Source organism: Streptomyces sp. P5F9 (genome assembly GCF_057961495.1).
Genome location: NZ_JBXVPZ010000188.1, coordinates 1 through 17,899 on the forward strand (window position 1 = coordinate 1; position 17,899 = coordinate 17,899).

Consider the following 17,899-nt stretch of genomic DNA (forward strand, 5'->3'; position numbering starts at 1 on the left):
CTCCCGTACCGTCCACCCCGCGTTGACCGCGTAGAGGGAGATCGGCGGGCCGCCCACCCCCGCCGCCGCGTTCATGAAACCGCCCGCCGCGCCCGCCGCGACGGCACCGCGAGTGCCCCGAAGTGCCGGCACCCGGGCGCCCTTCATCACCAGCAGGACAGCCACCGTCACCAACCCGCCCATCACCAACAGGAGGACGGGCGGCGGCAGTTGGCGGGTCATCCACGCCCCCGCCGGTACCGTGCACACCGCCGCCACGCACAGCGGCACCATCGCGCGCGCCCGGACCTGCCGCCAACCACCCGCCAGGCCTACGACGCTGATCGCGCCGGCGGCGCAGTTGGCGAGGACGACGCCCTGCGTCGGGCCGAGGAGGAGTACGAGGGCCGGTACGGCCACCAGGGCGAAGCCCATGCCCGTCAGCCACTGCACGGAGGAGCCGAGCAGGACGATCGCGGCCAGCAGTATGTCCCCCGTCATGGAGCAACATCATTCCCGCTCAGGGTGTAGCCCGCTACACCCCCACTTCGGGACTGTGCTCCCTCGTCGCGGACCTGCGGAAACGGGATCGTTGAACTCGTCAGCCGGTGAACGAGCCACCGGCCCCGAGATCCCAAGGATGCCCGTCATGAAGAACTTCCTCTCCTCCAAGCCCGTCCTCTGGTTCCTCTTCCTCTTCAATCTGGCCGTCGCCGCGGTCGCACCCTTCGTGGTCGACGGAACGCAGGGCGTGATGACCGCCGTCGGGATGGGTGTCGTGTCGCTGGGAGCCGGGGTCAGTCTCGTCCGGGACCGTGGTCAGTCGGCCACAGCGCGTTAATTGGGGCAGCCCTTCCTCGCCCCTGTACGTCCGCTGCACGGGCGCTAACCGGCCGAAAGCGAGGCTGGAGTCATCCCAAAAGGCACCAGTACCACTGGAGTTGAGATGACCCGCCGGTCCATGAGCAAGCGTGCAGCCGCCGTCACCGTCACCGTAACCAGCGTCCTGGCCCTCGGCACCCTCGGCACCGTCGCCGCGACCGCCGGGCCCCAGCACGACGCCAAGCCTTCCAAGAAGCGGATAGCCGCCCTCTTCGACGGCTGGAACGCCGCGCTCCAGACCGGTGACCCGAAGAAGGTCGCGAACCGGTACGCGCCGGACGCCGTGCTGCTGCCCACCGTCTCCAACGAGATCCGCACCGACCGCGCCGAGATCGTCGACTACTTCGAGCACTTCCTGCCGAACAAGCCGGTCGCGAAGAAGGTCGAGACGTACATCAACGTCCTCGACAGCGACTCGGCCATCGACGCGGGCGCCTACGACATCACGCTCACCGACCCGAAGACCGGCAAGAAGCGTGTGGTGGAGGCCCGTTACACCTACGAGTACGAGAAGCGCGGCGGCAAGTGGCTGATCGTCAACCACCACTCCTCGGTGATGCCCGAAGGGTGATGGCGACCAGCAGTCCTCCTCCGGATGCGTCCCGCAGAGCCACCGTTCCGCCGTCGTCCGTCACCAACTGGCGTACGACGGCGAGGCCCAGGCCCGAACCGGAGCGCCCGGTGAGGCCCAGGCCGCGCCAGAAGCGGTCGAAGGCGCGGGACTTGTCCGCGTCGGACATGCCGGGGCCCTCGTCCGTCACCGTCAACTCGACCTCGTCGCCCCGGAGTTCGGAGCCTACGGTGATCGTCGCGCCGTCCGGTGACACCTCCAGGGCGTTCGACAGCACGTTGTCCAGGACCTGTTCGAGATGACCGGGACTGGCCAGCACGAGTGGCCGGCCGTCGACGACACTCCCCCCGAGCGCGATGTCGACTCCGCGCTCGTCGGCGGCCGGTCTCCACACCGAGAGGCGTTCGGCGACGATCTCCCTCAGCTGGAGGGGCTCCGCCGCCGTCACCTTCGCCTCGGCCCGCGCCAGCACCAGCAGGCCGTTGACCAGGCGGCTCATCCGGACCACCTCCGCGGTCGCCTGCTCCACGTCCTCCCGTACGAAGTCGTCGTCCACGCCGTCCGCGATGTTGTCCAGCGAGAGCCGCAACGCCGTGAGCGGGGTGCGGAGTTGGTGGGAGGCGTCGGCCACGAAGATCCGCTGCGAGGCGATGAGGGTGTCGAGGCGTTCGCCCGCCTGGTTCAACGTCCTGGCCAGCGTCTGCGTCTCGTGCGGGCCCGTCACCGGGGAGCGGGCGGTCAGGTCGCCGTCGCTGAACTTGCTCGCCATGTCGTTGAGTTGGCGTAGGGGGCGGGTCAGGCGGCGGGCGACCAGAGCGCCCAGTCCCGCCGCCACCGCCAGGACGGCGAGGGCGAGGATCGCGCGGAAGCCCCAGATCTGCACCAGGCGCCGGGTCAGGTCGGAGGTCGGGTACGTGATGCGGACGGCGCCGACCGTCCGGCCGTCGCGCTTCGCCGGTGCCGTGACCTCCAGCTTCCCGTCGCCCCAGTGCGCCGCGGTCTTCGCGCGCGAGGCCGGCAGCACCTCGGCCGTGCCGGGGGTCTCCTGCGCGTACGCCACGACCATGCGGTCCAGCGCGGCGCGCGAGGCGGCGTCGCCGCTCAGCAGGAGGGCCATCGTCTTCGCCTCGCGCTCCACGGACTGCTCGGTGTCACCGCGGAGTTGGGCGGTCAGCGTGAAGGCGACGGGCACGGTGAACGCGGTCAGCGCCACGGCCACCAGGAGGACGTAGCTGACGATGAGCTGCCGGATCATGACGCCGGCGATCCGTCGCCGGAGGAGGTGATCTCCAGGCGGAAGCCCACGCCCCGTACCGCCTCGATCGTGATCGCGCCCGCCAACTTCCGCCGTAGCGCCGCCACATGGACGTCGAGCGTCTTCGTCGGGCCGAACCAGTTCGCGTCCCAGACCGCTTCCATGATCTGCTCGCGCGACATCAGCGCGCCGGGCTCCTCGGTGAGGAACGACAGCAGGTCGTACTCCTTGGGGGCGAGTGGGATCTCCTCGCCGTCGAGGCGGACGCGGGCCGCCTTGCGGTCGATGGTGAGGCGGGTGCCGTACTCGTCCGGGCCCGCGGCCTCCGCGGCGGCGCGGGGCTGGGCGCGGCGCATCACCGCCCTTATGCGCGCGATGACCTCCCGTACCCCGAACGGTTTCGAGACGTAGTCGTCCGCGCCCAGCTCCAGGCCGACCACCCGGTCCGTCTCGTCGCTGCGCGCGCTGATCACGATGATCGGGACGTCGCCGCGGGCGCGCAGCGTCCTGCACACGTCGAGGCCGTCGGTGTCGGGCAGGCCGAGGTCGAGCAGGACGACGTCGTAGGGGGCGGAGTGGGCCAGGGCGGCGGCGCCCGTGGTGACCCAGTCGACCTCGAAGCCGTAGCGGATCAGTCCGCGTCGCAGGGACTCGGCGACCGGCTCATCGTCTTCCACCAGAAGTACGCGCACACGGCGCACCTTAATGCTTGAAACTTAATTCACAGGCGTCACCTGTGACCCTTGGCACTTTTCCGGCACCCCTTGAGTGGGCATGCGCTGACCTGGGCGTCCGAATCTCACCATGCGATACCTGGGAAGGGAATTTCGGGCGCTCGTTAAACTGAGCCGACACACCAGGACTGAGCGAGGAGCGCACGTGGGCCTTGTCGTGCAGAAGTACGGAGGCTCCTCCGTAGCCGATGCCGAGGGCATCAAGCGCGTCGCCAAGCGAATCGTCGAAGCGAAGAAGAACGGCCACCAAGTGGTCGTCGTCGTTTCCGCGATGGGCGACACGACGGACGAGCTGATCGATCTCGCCGAGCAGGTATCTCCGATGCCCGCCGGGCGTGAGTTCGACATGCTGCTGACCGCCGGAGAGCGGATCTCCATGGCGCTGCTGGCCATGGCGATCAAAAACCTGGGCCACGAGGCCCAGTCGTTCACGGGCAGCCAGGCAGGCGTCATCACCGACTCGGTCCACAACAAAGCGCGGATCATCGACGTCACGCCCGGTCGGATCCGTACGGCGTTGGACGAGGGCAACATCGCCATCGTCGCCGGGTTCCAGGGTGTGAGCCAGGACAAGAAGGACATCACCACGCTGGGGCGGGGTGGCAGCGACACCACCGCCGTGGCGCTGGCCGCCGCGCTCGACGCCGAGGTGTGCGAGATCTACACCGACGTCGACGGTGTGTTCACCGCCGACCCGCGTGTGGTGCCGAAGGCGAAGAAGATCGACTGGATCGTCTTCGAGGACATGCTGGAGCTCGCCGCCTCCGGCTCCAAGGTGCTGCTCCACCGCTGTGTGGAGTACGCCCGCCGATACAACATCCCGATCCATGTGCGGTCCAGCTTCAGCGGACTTCAGGGCACGTGGGTCAGCAGTGAGCCGATTGGGGACCAGAAGGTGGAGCAGGCCATCATCTCCGGTGTCGCGCACGACACCTCCGAGGCCAAGATCACGGTCGTCGGCGTGCCCGACAAGCCGGGCGAGGCCGCGGTGATCTTCCGGACGATCTCCGACGCCCAGGTCAACATCGACATGATCGTGCAGAACGTGTCGGCGGCCTCGACGGGCCTCACGGACATCTCCTTCACCCTCCCCAAGGCGGAGGGCCGCAAGGCCATCGACGCCCTGGAGAAGAACAAGCACGGCATCGGCTTCGAGTCGCTGCGCTACGACGACCAGATCGGGAAGATCTCGCTGGTGGGCGCCGGGATGAAGACGAACCCGGGCGTCACCGCCGACTTCTTCACCGCCCTGTCCGACGCGGGCGTCAACATCGAGCTGATCTCGACCTCCGAGATCCGTATCTCGGTGGTCACCCGCGCCGACGACGTCAACGAGGCCGTCCGCGCCGTGCACACGGCGTTCGGCCTCGACTCCGACAGCGACGAAGCCGTCGTCTACGGAGGCACCGGCCGCTGATGGCCACAACCGGAGCGACCGTGCGTCCGACGCTCGCCGTGGTCGGCGCGACCGGGGCCGTCGGCACGGTCATGCTCCAGATCCTGTCCCAGCACGCGGACATCTGGGGCGAGATCCGCCTGATCGCCTCCCCTCGCTCGGCCGGCCGCAAGCTGGCCGTGCGCGGGGAGCAGGTCGAGGTGGTGGCCCTGACGGAGGAGGCCTTCGACGGCGTCGACGTCGCGATGTTCGACGTCCCCGACGAGGTCTCCGCCCAGTGGGCGCCGGTCGCCGCCGCCAAGGGCGTGGTCGTCGTCGACAATTCGGGCGCCTTCCGGATGGACCCGGAGGTGCCCCTGGTGGTCCCCGAGGTCAACCCGCACAAGGTGCGGCACCGCCCGCGCGGGATCATCGCCAACCCGAACTGCACGACCCTGTCGATGATCGTCGCCGTGGGCGCGCTGCACGCCGAGTTCGGGCTGCGCGAGCTGGTGGTGTCGTCGTACCAGGCGGTGAGCGGCGCCGGGCGGGCCGGGGTGGACACCCTGCGCCAGCAGCTGTCCCTCGTGGCCGGTACGGACCTGGGCACCAAGCCCGGTGACGTACGGCGGGCCGTCGGGGACAACACCGGGCCGTTCCCGGAGCCGGTCGCGCTGAACGTCGTACCGTGGGCCGGGTCCCTGCGGGAGGACGGCTGGTCCTCGGAGGAGATGAAGGTGCGGGACGAGTCCCGCAAGATCCTCGGGCTGCCCGCGCTGCCGGTCGCCGTGACGTGCGTGCGCGTCCCGGTGGTCACCACGCACTCCCTCACCGTCCACGCCCGCTTCCAGGGCGAGGTCACCGTCGACGGGGCGCGCGAGATCCTCGCCACGGCCCCGGGGGTCGTCCTCTTCGACAATCCGGCCGCCGGGGAGTTCCCCACGCCCGCCGACGTGGTGGGCACCGACCCGACGTGGGTGGGGCGCTTGCGGCGGGCGCTGGACGATCCGACGGCGCTCGAACTGTTCGTCTGCGGCGACAACTTGCGCAAGGGAGCCGCCCTCAATACCGCGCAGATCGCCGAGCTGGTGGCGCGCGAACTGGCCTGAGTGCGGGCCCCACCTACTCAGCCCGGCCGTAAATCCGCTGGCCAGTGGCGCACGGGTTTGTAGGATCAGTGCGCGCGATGTGGCCGGATTAATGGTTGAGACCCCTTGAATCCAGCCACCTTCGCATCCGAAGATTTCACTCCCCGCTTCCCGCAACCGCGCGGCGAGCGGGGAGCGTCTTTGCGAACGCCCTTCAGGTGGGCGCGTGGTGATGCGGTAAGGGACGTGGGGACGTCCCGGACTTTTCGTGACACAGGGGAAGAGCGGGTAGGCATGAGGGTGTTCGACGCACTGCCGGTTGTGCTGCCTGACACCAGACAGGTGGGTGATGACACCGGAGCGGTGGGCGGTGCCGGAAGGCGAGCGGGCGGACTGTCTGTTTCGTCTGACGTAAATGTGACGGCCGACGCGTACAACCCCCAAGGGGGGAAGCGTGTCCAACTGGCGTGGCTCAGGTACTCGACTTCACTGCGGCACGCGGCACGGCCCTACGGCCTCCGCGTGGATCCCGTGCGCCCGGCGGCATGCCGGTGATCGCGCCGATGCCCGCAGCGCGGCCCGCCCGCATCCCGAACCAGCGCGACGGTGTCGACGACGCCGTCGCGGCCGGAACGACGGTCGACCATCTCACCGAGACCTACCGGGCGCACTACCGCTCGCTGCTCGGCCTGGCCGCACTCCTCCTCGACGACACGGCCTCCTGCGAGGACGTCGTCCAGGAGGCGTTCATCCGGGTCCACTCGGCGCGCAAACGTGTCCGTGACCCCGAGAAGACCCTGGCCTATCTGCGCCAGACGGTCGTCAACCTCTCCCGCTCGGCCCTGCGCCGCCGCATCCTCGGCCTCAAGCTCCTCTCGAAGCCGATGCCGGACATGGCCAGCGCGGAAGAGGGCGCCTACGACCTGCTGGAGCGCGACTCCCTCATCAAGGCCATGAAGGGACTGCAGCGCCGCCAGCGCGAGGTCCTGGTCCTGCGCTACTTCGCGGACATGACCGAGGCGCAGGTCGCCGAGTCGCTCGGCATATCGCTGGGCTCGGTGAAGGCGTACGGCTCGCGCGGGATCGCCGCCCTCCGGATCGCCATGGAGGCCACGGCATGAGCGACAGGCCCGAGGGAAACGGTTCGCGTGAACGGCGCGAGCCGGACGTCCGGCGCGGCCCGACCTGGGCGCGCGAGGAACAGCCGAACGAAACACACGCTGGGAACGGAACTGTGAACCACGGCCCCGACGAACAGAGCCCCACCGGGCCGAGCCTCGACGGGAACCCCGAGAACCCTGAGAACTCCGGGGATTCCCAGGACGCCGAGGGCTTCGACTTCGACGAGCCGGCGCTACGGCGGCTGCTGCACCAGGCGGTCCAGGAGGTCGAGCCGCGCGACGGCACGCTGGACCACCTGCGCAAGGCGGTACCGGCCCGCCGGGCCCGCAAGCGCCAGGCCCTGGTCGGCATGGCCGCCACCGTGCTCTTCTTCGGCACCGCGATCCCGGCCCTCGTGCACGTCTCGAACTCCACCGGCTCGAACGCCGACCCGTCCATGGCGGGCAACAGCTCACAGGCGCAGGGCGGCACCAGCCAGGGCAAGGGCCCGGACGGCGGCTCCAGCACCTCGGGCGGTTCCACGGGACAGGCCCCGCAGAACCCGGGCGGCCACAAGAACGACGGCACGGGCAAGACCCCCGGCCACGGCACCGTGAGCGCGAACCCCTCGGCCAGCACCGGGACGGCCGCGCCCGTCTGCACGGCCAACCAGCTCGGCGCGTCCAACTCGACGGTGGACGCGGCCGATTCGGCGGGCATCGTCTACGGCACGTTCAGCGTCACCAACACCTCCGGCACCAGCTGTACCGTCGGCGGCCCCGGCACCGTGGGCACCTACGCCATGGGCGCTGCCGACTCCACCAAGATCACCGTGGCGCAGCACAGCTCGGGGGACGCGGCGGCCGGCCTGCCCGACCCGTCGACGGAGGTCTCCCAGCTGGTGCTCCAGGCGGGCTCCTCCTATGTGGTCAAGTTCGCCTGGGTGCCCTCCGAGACCTGCCCCACCAGCGGCAGCAGCACCGGCGGCACCACCACCGGCGGCCCGACGTCCACCCCGACGCCCACCGAGGACGCCAGCACCAGCAGCGGGTCCACGAGCGGCGACACGGGCACGTCCACCCAGATGCTCCGCGCGGACGGCACGCTCGACGGCAGCGTCCAGGTCTCCCACACGGCGGCGGCGGGCTCCCCGACGGTCACGGCCACGGTGCCGAACGCGTGCGCGGGCACGGTCTACCGGACGGGTCTGCTGGCGGGGTCGTAGACCGGACTGCGCGTCCACAGATGGTCAGCCGGGTCGGGGGACCCGGCTGTGTCCGTGTCGGGTCACGTCAGACGGTCGCGTGGGCCGCTTCCTCGTTCTCGTCCTCAGGGACGAGGCCCAGCTCCGCATCGCGCGCGAACTCCACCTCGCGGCGCAGCAGCCGGAACCACATGAAGACGACGAAGCCCGCGAAGACGAACCACTCGCCGGTGTAGCCGAGGTTCTGGAACGCCTTCAGGTCGAGACCGGTGTTCGCGGGCGCGGTCGCCGGTACGGCCTTCATCCCCGAGTCGCCCTTGTCGAGCGTGATCCACGCGTCGTACAGGTGGTAGGGGACCAGGTTCACCAGGGAGGCCGCGCTGATCGCGGCGGTCTGGCCGGACGGCAGTCCGCCCTGGGCGCTGACGCCGTTGTCGCCCGGGGTCTCGGACGCCTGGAGCGAGCCGGTGACGGTGACCTCACCGGTCGGCGCGGCCGGTGCCTTCGCGGCATCGGGCCTGCCGGGGATCCAGCCGCGGACGACGGGGAGGGCCTTGCCGTCGTCGGTGCGGAGCAGGGTGAGGACGTAGAAGCCGTTCTTCCCGTCCAACTGGCGGTCGGGGACGAGGAGTTGCTCGCCGTAGCGGCCGGTCGCGGTGGTCTGGCGGCCCGAGGTGCTCTGGTCGACCGGGAGCAGGGAGGCGAGCGGGCGGGCCGCTTCCGTGCGGTCGGTCTCGACCTGCTTGGTGGCCTGGTGGCTGCTGTCCACGCGCGCCTGGAACCGGCTCAGCTGCCACGACCCCATGAAGACGCAGAAGGGGATGGCGAGCAGTACGAAGACGTTGATGCCCCACCAGCGCGATGTCAGCAGAAACCGGTACACGACTCCCACGGTACGGGGCTCCCGTAAGGGTCTCGGCCCGGGGGTCGGCCCGAAGGTTCACCAGGCGTGGGCAATGCTCCGGCCGGGACTTGGTCGAAGTTATCCACAGGCTGAGGATCCAGTCAGTGCAATGTCTGTGTGGGCGGGCAGTATGGGGCCATGACTGAGAGCAACGGGTCCGAGAACACACCGGACTGGGAGAAGCGCTTCCGGGCGCCCCGCGTGTCCCTGCCCGACTGGGCGGAGGACGCACCCGACCGTTCCCTGTTCGTGTCGAACGCGACAGGGACGTATGAGCTGTACGCCTGGGACCGGGCGACGGGCGAGCAACGCCAGGTCACCGACCGGCCGAACGGCACGACGGACGGTGTGCTCTCCCCGGACGGGGAGTGGATCTGGTGGTTCGACGACAAGGACGGCGACGAGTTCGGCGTCTGGCGCCGCCAGCCCTTCAAGGGCGGCCCCGACGAACCGGCGGTCCCCGGCCTGGAACCGTCCTATCCGGCGGGTGTCGCCCTCGCCCGCGACGGCCGGACGGCGGTCGTGGGCCGCTCGACCGACGAGGACGGTACGACGATCCACCTCGCGCGCACCGATGACGAGACCACGCTGATCTACCGCCACCGCGAGTCGGCGGGCGTCGGTGACCTGTCGCACGACGGTTCGCTGATCGCGATCGAGCACACGGAGCACGGCGACGCGATGCACTCGGCGCTGCGTGTCCTGCGCCCGGACGGCACGGCGGTCGCCGACCTGGACGACACCAAGGGCGGTACCGAGGAACTGGGCCTTGAGGTGCTCGGCTTCGCACCGGTGGACGGCGACACCCGCCTGCTCATCGGCCATCAGCGGCGCGGCCGTTGGGAGCCCTTGGTGTGGGACGTGGTCAAGGGCGGCGAGACGGACCTGTCCCTGGACCTGCCCGGCGACGTGAGCGCCGAGTGGTACCCGGACGGCTCGGCCCTCCTCATCGCGCACAGCTTCGAGGCCCGCAGCGAGGTCTTCCGCTACGACCTCGACTCGGGCGAGCTGGAGAAGGTGCCGACGCCGGCCGGTTCGGTCTCGGGCGCCACGGCCCGCCCCGACGGCAGCGTCGAGTACCTCTGGTCGTCGGCCGCCGAACCGTCCGCCGTGCGCTCCACGACGGGCGAGGTCGTCCTGGACCCGCCCGGCCTGAAGTCACCGGGCTCTGTCCCCGTGGAGGACGTCTGGGTGGAGGGCCCCGGCGGCCGCATCCACGCCCTCGTCCAGAAGCCGGCGGGCGCCACCGGCCCCCTCCCCACGGTCTTCGACATCCACGGCGGCCCGACCTGGCACGACAGCGACTCCTTCGCGGCGGGCCCGGCGGCCTGGGTCGACCACGGGTACGCGGTCGTCCGGGTCAACTACCGCGGCTCGACCGGCTACGGCCGCGCCTGGACCGACGCCCTGAAGTACCGCGTCGGCCTGATCGAGCTGGAGGACATCGCGGCGGTCCGGGAGTGGGCGATCACCTCCGGTCTCGCCGACCCCGACCGCCTGATCCTCACCGGCGGCTCCTGGGGCGGCTACCTCACCCTCCTCGGCATCGGCACCCAGCCCGACGCGTGGACCCTGGGCATCGCGGCGGTCCCGGTCGCCGACTACGTCACGGCCTACCACGACGAGATGGAAGCCCTGAAGGCCATGGACCGCACACTCCTGGGCGGCACCCCGGAAGAGGTCCCGGCCCGCTTCGAGGCGTCCTCCCCGCTGACCTACGTCGACAAGGTCACGGCCCCGGTCTACATCTCGGCAGGCGTCAACGACCCCCGCTGCCCGATCCGCCAGATCGACAACTACGTGAAGCGGCTTGAGTCGCGGGGCGCCGTGCACGAGGTGTACCGGTACGACGCGGGGCACGGGTCGTTGGTGGTGGACGAGCGGATCAAGCAGGTGAGGCTGGAACTGGACTTCGCGGAGCGGCATTTGGGGGGAGTGGATCCCCTGTCCGCCTAGCCGCGGGCGGTCGTGCGGCTGGGGCGGCACGGGTGGGCGCGGACGGCACCCCGCAGCGCCGGGTTGCGGTCCCACCCCCGGCCGACCCCGGCGCCGGGCACCTGTTCAAGCCCCGGCCCGGTCCCGTGGCCGCCGCCCCAGCAGCTCCGCCAGCCCTCGTCGAGTCGCCGCCAGCACAACCCGGTCCGAGTCGCGCAGGACATATGTGTCGGGGAGGTCCCAGACCAACCCCGACCGCCGTACGTCCTCGGAGGCGTCCCGCGTTGCCGTGTCCAGCGCCAGCACCCGCCACGACCCGGCCCGGAACGCCTCGGCGACAGTCTTCCCCTCCAGCTGGGGATGCCCGCCCACGGTCATCGCCGCGAACAAGAGCACTCGCCGCTCGACAGGAATCGCCCCCAGGATCTGCCGCCCCATCATCGCCCCGGCAAAGGCGGGCGCGGCCAGATGGGACACACTCCGGCTCCGGGTCAGGGCACCGGGGTGGGCGGCCCGCAGCGTCCGGTACACGGCGGTGGCGAAGTCGTCGTCGTACAGCCGGAGCACGACCCGTAGATCAGGCCGCACGGACCGGGCGTACAGCACCGCTTCGAGGTTCGTCGTGTCGGAGCTGGTGACCGCGAGGAGGGCGTGGGCGCGGTGGATCTTGGCGGATTCCAGGACGCCCTCCTGGGTGACGTCACCCAGGATCACCGGCACCCGCAGCCGGCGCGCGACCGCGAGCCCGCGGGCCTCGGGGTCGGCCTCGACGCACACCACGGGGATGTTGAGTTCGCGCAGCCGGGTCAGCACCCGGGTGCCGATCTTGCCGAGCCCGAGCAGCACGACATGCCCGCCGAGCCCCCGCGGCGGCTTGCGCAACGCGGACGCCGTACGGAAGGTGCCGAGGGCTTCGAGGACCGCGGCCAGCAGCACCGGCAGCATCAGCAACCCGACGAGCCCGGACAGGAGTTGAAGGATCTGCCGCCCCAGAGACGCCCCGATCGCGGGGTCGTCGATCGCGAAGAGATCGAGCAGCGTCAGATAGAAGGCGGTCAGCGGATGGATCTGAGTCACCAGCCACAGCGAGACGGCGAGCGCGATCACACACGCCACCATGCCCGCCAGCGACCACCGCAGCCGCCGCGAGAAGAGCGAGGACCACGCCGGGACGACACCGCCCCCGCGCCCGGCCGGCAACTGCGGCCCGGCGTACGACACCTGCTCCAGGACGACGGTTCCGCGCCCGGTGGCGGAGGCGACGGCCGCCGCGTCGGGCAGCAGGCGCGGGCCCTGTTCGCCCATGCCCTCGGAGCCGTCAGCGCCGGCCGGGTCGCTGCTGGTCGCCGAGAGCAGGGCCAGCGTGGCAAGGCCCGGATCGGCGACCTGCCCGGGTCCCGGCGGCGGCCGTTCCACCGCGCGCAGCAGCAGCCCGTCGGTCTGGACGACCTTGCTGGTCCCGGCGAGCGCGGTCGCGGCCAGCGCGGGTGCGGCGGTGTCGGCGTCGGAGAGGACGGTGGTGGACGCGTCGAACCCGGTACCGGGCCCGCCGCTCGTCCCGTCACCGGTCGCCAACGCGGCGGCCTGGTCCAGGAGTTCCTCGATGTGCTGGCCCAGCCGCCGGTTGTAGAGGCGGATCACCAGCCGGATACGGGGGTTGAGGCGGCGGGCGGTGAGGGCGGCGCGGATGTTCGTCTCGTCGTCGTCATAGACGAGGGCCAGCGCGGTCGCCCGCTCCACGCCCGCCTCGGCGAACACGGCCTCGGTCAGCTCGGCGACCTCCAACACCCGCTCCCCGCGCGGGGGTTCGGGGACGACGGGACCGGCGTTGCCGCCACCGCCGTTGCCGTTGGCCCGGCCCACCGCCGCGTTGACCCGGTCGAGCAGCGCGGCCGAGGCGGCACGGGCGCGGCCGACGACGGGCTGTCGGGCGGTGGCCTCGGAGAGCGGGACGACGAGGGTGATCTGCTCGCCGTAGACACTGCGGAGTTCGACGGCGAGCCGGTGCGCGAGCGCGTCGTCGCCGCACACCACCATGTGTGCCCGGGCACTGCCCGGAGGGCTCTGATTCGGAACGCTGCTCGCCACGAGGGGAAAGACTGCCCCAAGGAGGCGGGTGGTTCCAGTATTCCGCTGAACACCCGTGCCCCGACTGCCGTATGCAGAGACAGGGAGCAAAACTCGCGAAACCAGGCGTCTGCCGGAGGTATCTCAGCCGTGGCCATCACCACCGAACCAGCCGCGCCGACCACGGAGACGCCGCCGGAACCGCATGCGCAACCGGACACGCGACCGGACGTGCCCGCCAAGGAGTCACCGGCCGCGCCCGCCGAAGAGGCGAAGGCGTCGAAGGACGGCTGGCAGTTCAACTCGCCGCTCGTGCTGACCATGGTGCTGCTCGTGGTGGTGCTGGCGCAGGGCCCGATCCGTCAGGCGCTGTCCGCGCCGGTGATGCAGAGCTGGATGACGGTCTTCGTGGCCGTCGTCGTGCAGGCGCTGCCCTTCCTGGTGCTGGGCGTGCTGCTGTCGGCCGGGATCGCGGTGTTCGTACCGGCGACGTTCTTCACCCGCGCGCTGCCGAAGAACCCCGTGCTGGCCGTGCCGATCGCCGGCATGGCGGGCGCGATCCTGCCCGGCTGCGAGTGCGCGTCCGTGCCGGTGGCCGGGGCGCTGGTGCGCCGGGGCGTCACCCCGGCGGCGGCGATCGCGTTCCTGCTCTCCGCCCCGGCGATCAACCCGATCGTGCTGACGGCGACGGCCGTGGCGTTCCCGCGCAACCCCGAGATGGTGCTCGCCCGGTTCGTCGGCAGCCTGCTCGTGGCCTGCGTGATGGGCTGGCTGTGGACGCGGATCGGCCGCACCGACTGGCTGCGCCTGCCCGCCCACGAACCGCACGCGGGGGAGACCAAGGGGGCCGCGTTCTGGGGCTCGGTCCGGCACGACGTGATGCAGGCCGGCGGGTTCCTCGTCCTCGGCGCGATGTCCGCGGCCACGCTCAAGGCGGTGGCACCGGCGAGCTGGCTGCGCACGGCCGCCGACAACCCGGTGGTCGCGATCCTCGCCCTCTCGATCCTCGCCGTCCTGCTGTCGATCTGCTCGGAGGCGGACGCGTTCGTCGCCGCGTCGCTCACCCAGTTCTCGCTCACGGCCAAGCTCGCGTTCCTGGTGGTGGGCCCGATGATCGACCTGAAGCTGTTCGCCATGCAGGCGGGCACCTTCGGCCGCGGCTTCGCGATGCGCTTCGCACCCGCCACCTTCGTCCTCGCCATCACGGGCGCGGTCGTCACCGGGGCGGTGCTCCTGTGAACCGGCAGGCCCAGGCGGCGGTCCTGTTCCTGGTCGGCGCGGCCCTCCTGCACGCGGGCTTCACCAACCTCTACCTGCGCTACGTCAAGGCAGGCCTCCAGCCGCTCCTGCTGCTCTCCGGCGCGGTCCTCATCGTGACGGCACTGGCGACGGCCTGGTACGAGTGGCGCCGGACGCGGAGGGAGAAGGCCCAGGCGGAAGCGCACGCGGCGCACACGGAAGCCCACACCGAGGACGGCGCTCACGAGGGACACGTACCCGAGGGACACGTCCACCGCGAACCCCGTATCTCCTGGCTCCTGGTCCTCCCCCTCTTCGCCCTGATCCTGGTCGCCCCACCGGCCCTCGGCTCCTACAGCGCGGTCCGCACCGGCACAGCCATCCAGCAGCCGTACGGCCTGCTCAAGCTCCCCGACAGCAACCCGCTCACCATCGGCCTGGTCGACTACGCGAGCCGCGCGGTCTACGACCACGGACGGTCCCTGGGCACCCGGCAGTTGAAGGTCACCGGCTTCGTCGCGCTGGACAAGTCGGGCTCCCCGTTCCTCGTCCGCATGGCCCTCAACTGCTGTGCCGCGGACGCCCAGCCGGTGAAGATCGCGCTGACGGGCAAGATCCCGCCGGTACTTCAGCCCGACACCTGGCTGGAGATCACCGGCACCTACAGCCCCAAGCAGACCAAGGACCCCATCAACAACCGCCCGATCCCCTACTTCCAGGTCACCCAGGCCAAACCGATCCCGACGCCGAAGGACCCGTACGACGAGAGCTGGAACCAGTAACAGGTGGAACCAGTAACAGCTAGCTGGAACCAGTAACTTGCCTGGTTTCAAAGGAGGTTGGCGACCGCGGCGGCCATGATCGGCTCGGCCGCCTCCTCCGTCAGCTCCGGCGGTACGACCAGCAGGTCCCAGCGGCCGCGGCCCGGCGCGAGCAGGACGACGGTGTTCGGGGCGTGCACGGCGGTGGTCCGGTGCAGCCGTACGACCTGGTTGGCCACGAGCATCCGGCCCGGGGCGGTCGACCAGACCCGCCCGTTCACCATCACGCTGACGATGTGACCCCAGGTCCGGGGCAGCCCGGCGAGCAGGCGCGGCACCTCGGTGAGCACGTCGTAGGAGTGCGGCCACCAGGCTCCGTCGAGGCGGCGCGGTACGGAGGTGGGGGCGGCGAGGCGCAGCCGGAGCAGGGGCGGGGCGGTCTGCTCCACGTCGGGCGACGAGGCGATGGTGTCCGAGGCGGGCGAACTGTGGGTGTCCGTGGGCGCGTTCATGTCGCGGTCCCTGTCCCCGGCCGTCCGTCGTGCGGCGGTCCGGTGCCGTGGTGCACTGGGAACGACGACGGCGCCAGAGCCGAGGTGCGGAGAACTCCCGGTACCGCTCACCGTACTCCCGCCCCGGCCGGGCCGGTCTGCGCCGGAGGCACTCCGAGCCCCTCCGCGGCCCGCGGGCGTACCGTGAAAGGACCGAGGATTCCTCGTGCGCCGGATCGCACCGGTGCCGTTCTCGGCGAACCACGACGCCGGGGCGGATCCGTTCCGCGCCCGGGGCAGGGCTCAGCCCATGACCGTGAATGTGCCCGGTCGGCCGGGGGCCGCGGACGCGCCCGCGGCCCCCGGCGGACACGGCGGCGCAGGTACGGCGGGCTGGGAGAGGGCGTGGTCCACGACCGGCCACGAGCCCCACACGTCGAACCGCGAGCGCGGCCCGTCCCCCTGGGAAGGGGACCGCGTCCGCCCGCTCAGCCGCCGCCAGATCGAGGACCGCTTCCAGGACCTCGGCGTGCTGTACGAGGAGACCTGTGGCGGGCCCCGCACGGGCAACCGTTCCCGCACCGCCTTCCTGCGGCGCCTCGCGGGTGACGTCCGGCGCCCCGGGTTCACCCTGCTGATCGCCGAGAACACGACCCTGACGGCCTGCGCCTACGGCTTCCCCGTGCGCGCCGCCGATCCCTGGTGGCAGGGCCACGACACCCGGCTGCCCCGGCTGCTGCACGGCCTCGCGGTCACCGGCGGACTCTTCGCGGTCTCCGGGATCGTCGTCCCGCCCCGCGTGCGCACCCACTACCAGGACCGGGACTGGAACCTCGCCCGGCGCCTTCAGCGCCGGCTGCTCGCCGATCACGCGCCGGCCCTCGGCGTCACCCTGGTGCCCCGTACCGACACCGAGACCCTGGCGGCCTACCGGGGGTGGGGCTGGCAGGACGTCGTGGCAGCCCGGCCGGACCCCGCGAGAGCACCCGAACGGGGCTCCCCGCGAGGCTCCGACGGCCTTGATCCACGGCTTCCGGGCGCCTGCCGGGTGCTGGTTCTGGCCCCCTGAGCGCGTCAACCGGCGTCAGCACATCTGTGCTCGCCGCGACAGAGATTCCCCGGGTGCGACTAGAGTTCCCGTACGGGGGAACCCGCTCCCCCGGCGGCACGCCGTCCCTCCCCGGTGGCCGCAGGAAAGGTGTACATGTCCGCAGAAAGCCAGCAGCCCGCGGCCGACCGGCTCGACGACGACGACTACCCCGCCTACACCATGGGCCGGGCCGCCGAGCTGATCGCCTCCACCCCCGGTTTCCTCCGGTCACTGGGTGAGGCCGGGCTGATCACACCGAAGCGGTCGGACGGCGGTCACCGCCGCTACTCGCGCCGTCAGCTCCGTACGGCCACCCGCGCGCGCGAGCTGGTCGACCAGGGGACGCCCATCGAGGCCGCGTGCCGGATCATCAGCCTGGAGGACCGGCTGGAGGAAGCCCTGCGCGTCAACGAGGAGCTGCGCCACTCATTCCATCGGTAGGAAATCTGATGCGTCCGAAACAGAAATTCACCGTTTCGGACGGCCCTTTTCTCGCCCCATTTTCCCGTCGCGGAAATGGGTTCCGTGCTAGGCTGACTTCAGTTGCAGTTGTGGTTGCCAATTTTGAACCGGACCTCCGGTGCAGGTGATCATCACGGCGATGGAGGAGATTCGTAAAGTGCGGATCTCGTGCACTGCCTAGGAGTTAAGACATGGCCACCGGTACCGTGAAGTGGTTCAACGCGGAAAAGGGCTTCGGCTTCATCGAGCAGGACGGCGGCGGCGCTGACGTCTTCGCCCACTACTCGAACATCGCCACCCAGGGCTTCCGCGAGCTGCAGGAAGGTCAGAAGGTGACCTTCGACATCACGCAGGGCCAGAAGGGCCCGCAGGCGGAGAACATCGTTCCCGCCTAAGCACGCGAGACTGCGAAACAGGGGCCCGCACCTTGGGTGCGGGCCCCTTTTCGTATCTGCTCATTTACCTGCCGTTCCACGGCCGTTCTCGGCTTCCCCGGCATCCCCGGCTTTCCCCGAGGAGAAATCCTCCCCTCTCCTCCCGCTCGAAACCCCTTGGTGAGGCACCATGCGCTGCGTGATCGCCCGTTACCCCTTCGATCTGACGAAGAGCGAGGTGGAGGAGATGCTCAAGGGCATCCGCCCGGAGCAGCCCGTCACCGGTCCCTGCGCCGTCATCAGCCGCAAGCTGTACCCGGTCAAGCAGGTCGGCGAGGTGATCACCAAGCAGGACCGCCGTGACTTCACCGCCTTCGAGGTGACCAG

Annotated in this window: 19 protein-coding genes; 13 read left to right on the plus strand and 6 right to left on the minus strand. The window is 70.7% G+C overall.

The features are described from left to right. Positions 1-480 (minus strand): TSUP family transporter (locus tag AC31A1_RS26955; RefSeq protein ID WP_489655810.1); only part of this gene is annotated, 480 nt, incomplete at its 3' end. A gap of 148 nt (positions 481-628) precedes the next feature. Here AC31A1_RS26955 and AC31A1_RS26960 point away from each other — a divergent pair. Next, the gene (locus AC31A1_RS26960; RefSeq protein ID WP_019070330.1) at positions 629-820 is read left to right on the plus strand and encodes a hypothetical protein; all 192 of its coding nucleotides are present in this window, start codon (positions 629-631) and stop codon (positions 818-820) included. A 105-nt stretch (positions 821-925) separates the two neighbouring features. Continuing rightward, positions 926-1,432 carry an SgcJ/EcaC family oxidoreductase gene (locus AC31A1_RS26965; RefSeq protein WP_489655811.1) on the plus strand — a complete coding sequence of 169 codons (507 nt, stop codon included), beginning with the start codon at positions 926-928 and terminating at the stop codon, positions 1,430-1,432. Here the strand turns inward: AC31A1_RS26965 and AC31A1_RS26970 are convergent. Both AC31A1_RS26970 and AC31A1_RS26975 read right to left on the minus strand, forming a co-directional pair. Next, positions 1,398-2,687 carry a HAMP domain-containing sensor histidine kinase gene (locus tag AC31A1_RS26970; protein WP_489655812.1) on the minus strand — a complete coding sequence of 430 codons (1,290 nt, stop codon included), beginning with the start codon at positions 2,685-2,687 and terminating at the stop codon, positions 1,398-1,400. The two genes, AC31A1_RS26965 and AC31A1_RS26970, sit on opposite strands and share 35 nt — an antisense overlap. Further along, positions 2,684-3,379, minus strand: coding sequence for a response regulator transcription factor (locus tag AC31A1_RS26975; protein ID WP_489655813.1), 696 nt, complete (start codon positions 3,377-3,379; stop codon positions 2,684-2,686). Before AC31A1_RS26975 ends, AC31A1_RS26970 begins: the two co-directional genes overlap by 4 nt. A gap of 187 nt (positions 3,380-3,566) precedes the next feature. On the opposite strand from AC31A1_RS26975, the gene AC31A1_RS26980 reads away from it, so the two are divergent. The 4 genes from AC31A1_RS26980 (at position 3,567) to AC31A1_RS26995 (ending at position 8,210) form a co-directional block, all read left to right on the plus strand. Further along, positions 3,567-4,838 (plus strand): aspartate kinase, encoded by a 1,272-nt coding sequence (locus AC31A1_RS26980; RefSeq protein ID WP_489655814.1) that lies wholly within the window; start codon positions 3,567-3,569, stop codon positions 4,836-4,838. Further along, positions 4,838-5,905, plus strand: coding sequence for an aspartate-semialdehyde dehydrogenase (locus AC31A1_RS26985; protein ID WP_489655815.1), 1,068 nt, complete (start codon positions 4,838-4,840; stop codon positions 5,903-5,905). Before AC31A1_RS26980 ends, AC31A1_RS26985 begins: the two co-directional genes overlap by 1 nt. A 524-nt stretch (positions 5,906-6,429) precedes the next feature. Beyond that, positions 6,430-7,005: a SigE family RNA polymerase sigma factor gene (locus tag AC31A1_RS26990; protein ID WP_019063113.1), complete on the plus strand. Its 576-nt coding sequence runs from the start codon at positions 6,430-6,432 to the stop codon at positions 7,003-7,005. Then, a complete protein-coding gene (locus AC31A1_RS26995) occupies positions 7,002-8,210 on the plus strand; it encodes a hypothetical protein (protein ID WP_489655816.1) in 1,209 nt (402 codons plus the stop codon). The genes AC31A1_RS26990 and AC31A1_RS26995 overlap by 4 nt, the downstream gene beginning before the upstream one ends. A 67-nt stretch (positions 8,211-8,277) precedes the next feature. Here AC31A1_RS26995 and AC31A1_RS27000 read toward each other — a convergent pair whose 3' ends face one another. Next, positions 8,278-9,072 (minus strand): SURF1 family protein, encoded by a 795-nt coding sequence (locus tag AC31A1_RS27000; RefSeq protein ID WP_489655817.1) that lies wholly within the window; start codon positions 9,070-9,072, stop codon positions 8,278-8,280. Positions 9,073-9,231: 159 nt separating this feature from the next. Here AC31A1_RS27000 and AC31A1_RS27005 point away from each other — a divergent pair, with 159 nt between their 5' ends. Then, positions 9,232-11,049, plus strand: a complete 1,818-nt coding sequence (locus tag AC31A1_RS27005) for a S9 family peptidase (protein WP_489655818.1) — start codon at positions 9,232-9,234, stop codon at positions 11,047-11,049. A 105-nt stretch (positions 11,050-11,154) separates the two neighbouring features. On the opposite strand, the gene AC31A1_RS27010 is transcribed toward AC31A1_RS27005, so the two are convergent. After that, on the minus strand, positions 11,155-13,065 hold the full coding sequence (locus AC31A1_RS27010; protein WP_489655819.1) for an NAD-binding protein: 1,911 nt from the start codon (positions 13,063-13,065) through the stop codon (positions 11,155-11,157). A gap of 180 nt (positions 13,066-13,245) precedes the next feature. On the opposite strand from AC31A1_RS27010, the gene AC31A1_RS27015 reads away from it, so the two are divergent. Beyond that, positions 13,246-14,334, plus strand: a complete 1,089-nt coding sequence (locus AC31A1_RS27015; RefSeq protein ID WP_489655820.1) for a permease — start codon at positions 13,246-13,248, stop codon at positions 14,332-14,334. Beyond that, on the plus strand, positions 14,331-15,116 hold the full coding sequence (locus AC31A1_RS27020) for a TIGR03943 family putative permease subunit (RefSeq protein WP_489655821.1): 786 nt from the start codon (positions 14,331-14,333) through the stop codon (positions 15,114-15,116). The genes AC31A1_RS27015 and AC31A1_RS27020 overlap by 4 nt, the downstream gene beginning before the upstream one ends. Before the next feature lie 47 nt (positions 15,117-15,163). Here AC31A1_RS27020 and AC31A1_RS27025 read toward each other — a convergent pair whose 3' ends face one another. Next, entirely contained in the window at positions 15,164-15,607 is a 444-nt protein-coding gene (locus AC31A1_RS27025; protein ID WP_489655822.1) for a DUF5994 family protein, read from the minus strand. Between the two features lie 205 nt (positions 15,608-15,812). Here AC31A1_RS27025 and AC31A1_RS27030 point away from each other — a divergent pair, with 205 nt between their 5' ends. The 4 genes from AC31A1_RS27030 to AC31A1_RS27045 all read left to right on the plus strand — a co-directional run. Further along, positions 15,813-16,655, plus strand: coding sequence for a hypothetical protein (locus AC31A1_RS27030; protein WP_489655823.1), 843 nt, complete (start codon positions 15,813-15,815; stop codon positions 16,653-16,655). A 135-nt stretch (positions 16,656-16,790) separates the two neighbouring features. Then, positions 16,791-17,117, plus strand: a complete 327-nt coding sequence (locus AC31A1_RS27035) for a MerR family transcriptional regulator (protein WP_489655824.1) — start codon at positions 16,791-16,793, stop codon at positions 17,115-17,117. A gap of 212 nt (positions 17,118-17,329) precedes the next feature. Beyond that, on the plus strand, positions 17,330-17,533 hold the full coding sequence (locus AC31A1_RS27040; protein WP_019063123.1) for a cold-shock protein: 204 nt from the start codon (positions 17,330-17,332) through the stop codon (positions 17,531-17,533). A 169-nt stretch (positions 17,534-17,702) separates the two neighbouring features. Then, positions 17,703-17,899: SCO5918 family protein (locus AC31A1_RS27045; RefSeq protein WP_489655825.1), on the plus strand; the 197-nt coding region annotated here is incomplete at its 3' end.

Coding starts and splice junctions, on each gene's coding strand:
- AC31A1_RS26960 (WP_019070330.1), top strand. CDS start 629: ATGAAGAACTTCCTCTCCTCCAAGCCCGTCCTCTGGTTCCTCTTCCTC.
- AC31A1_RS26965 (WP_489655811.1), top strand. CDS start 926: ATGACCCGCCGGTCCATGAGCAAGCGTGCAGCCGCCGTCACCGTCACC.
- AC31A1_RS26970 (WP_489655812.1), bottom strand. CDS start 2,687: ATGATCCGGCAGCTCATCGTCAGCTACGTCCTCCTGGTGGCCGTGGCG.
- AC31A1_RS26985 (WP_489655815.1), top strand. CDS start 4,838: ATGGCCACAACCGGAGCGACCGTGCGTCCGACGCTCGCCGTGGTCGGC.
- AC31A1_RS26990 (WP_019063113.1), top strand. CDS start 6,430: ATGCCGGTGATCGCGCCGATGCCCGCAGCGCGGCCCGCCCGCATCCCG.
- AC31A1_RS26995 (WP_489655816.1), top strand. CDS start 7,002: ATGAGCGACAGGCCCGAGGGAAACGGTTCGCGTGAACGGCGCGAGCCG.
- AC31A1_RS27005 (WP_489655818.1), top strand. CDS start 9,232: ATGACTGAGAGCAACGGGTCCGAGAACACACCGGACTGGGAGAAGCGC.
- AC31A1_RS27010 (WP_489655819.1), bottom strand. CDS start 13,065: ATGGTGGTGTGCGGCGACGACGCGCTCGCGCACCGGCTCGCCGTCGAA.
- AC31A1_RS27025 (WP_489655822.1), bottom strand. CDS start 15,607: ATGAACGCGCCCACGGACACCCACAGTTCGCCCGCCTCGGACACCATC.
- AC31A1_RS27035 (WP_489655824.1), top strand. CDS start 16,791: ATGTCCGCAGAAAGCCAGCAGCCCGCGGCCGACCGGCTCGACGACGAC.
- AC31A1_RS27040 (WP_019063123.1), top strand. CDS start 17,330: ATGGCCACCGGTACCGTGAAGTGGTTCAACGCGGAAAAGGGCTTCGGC.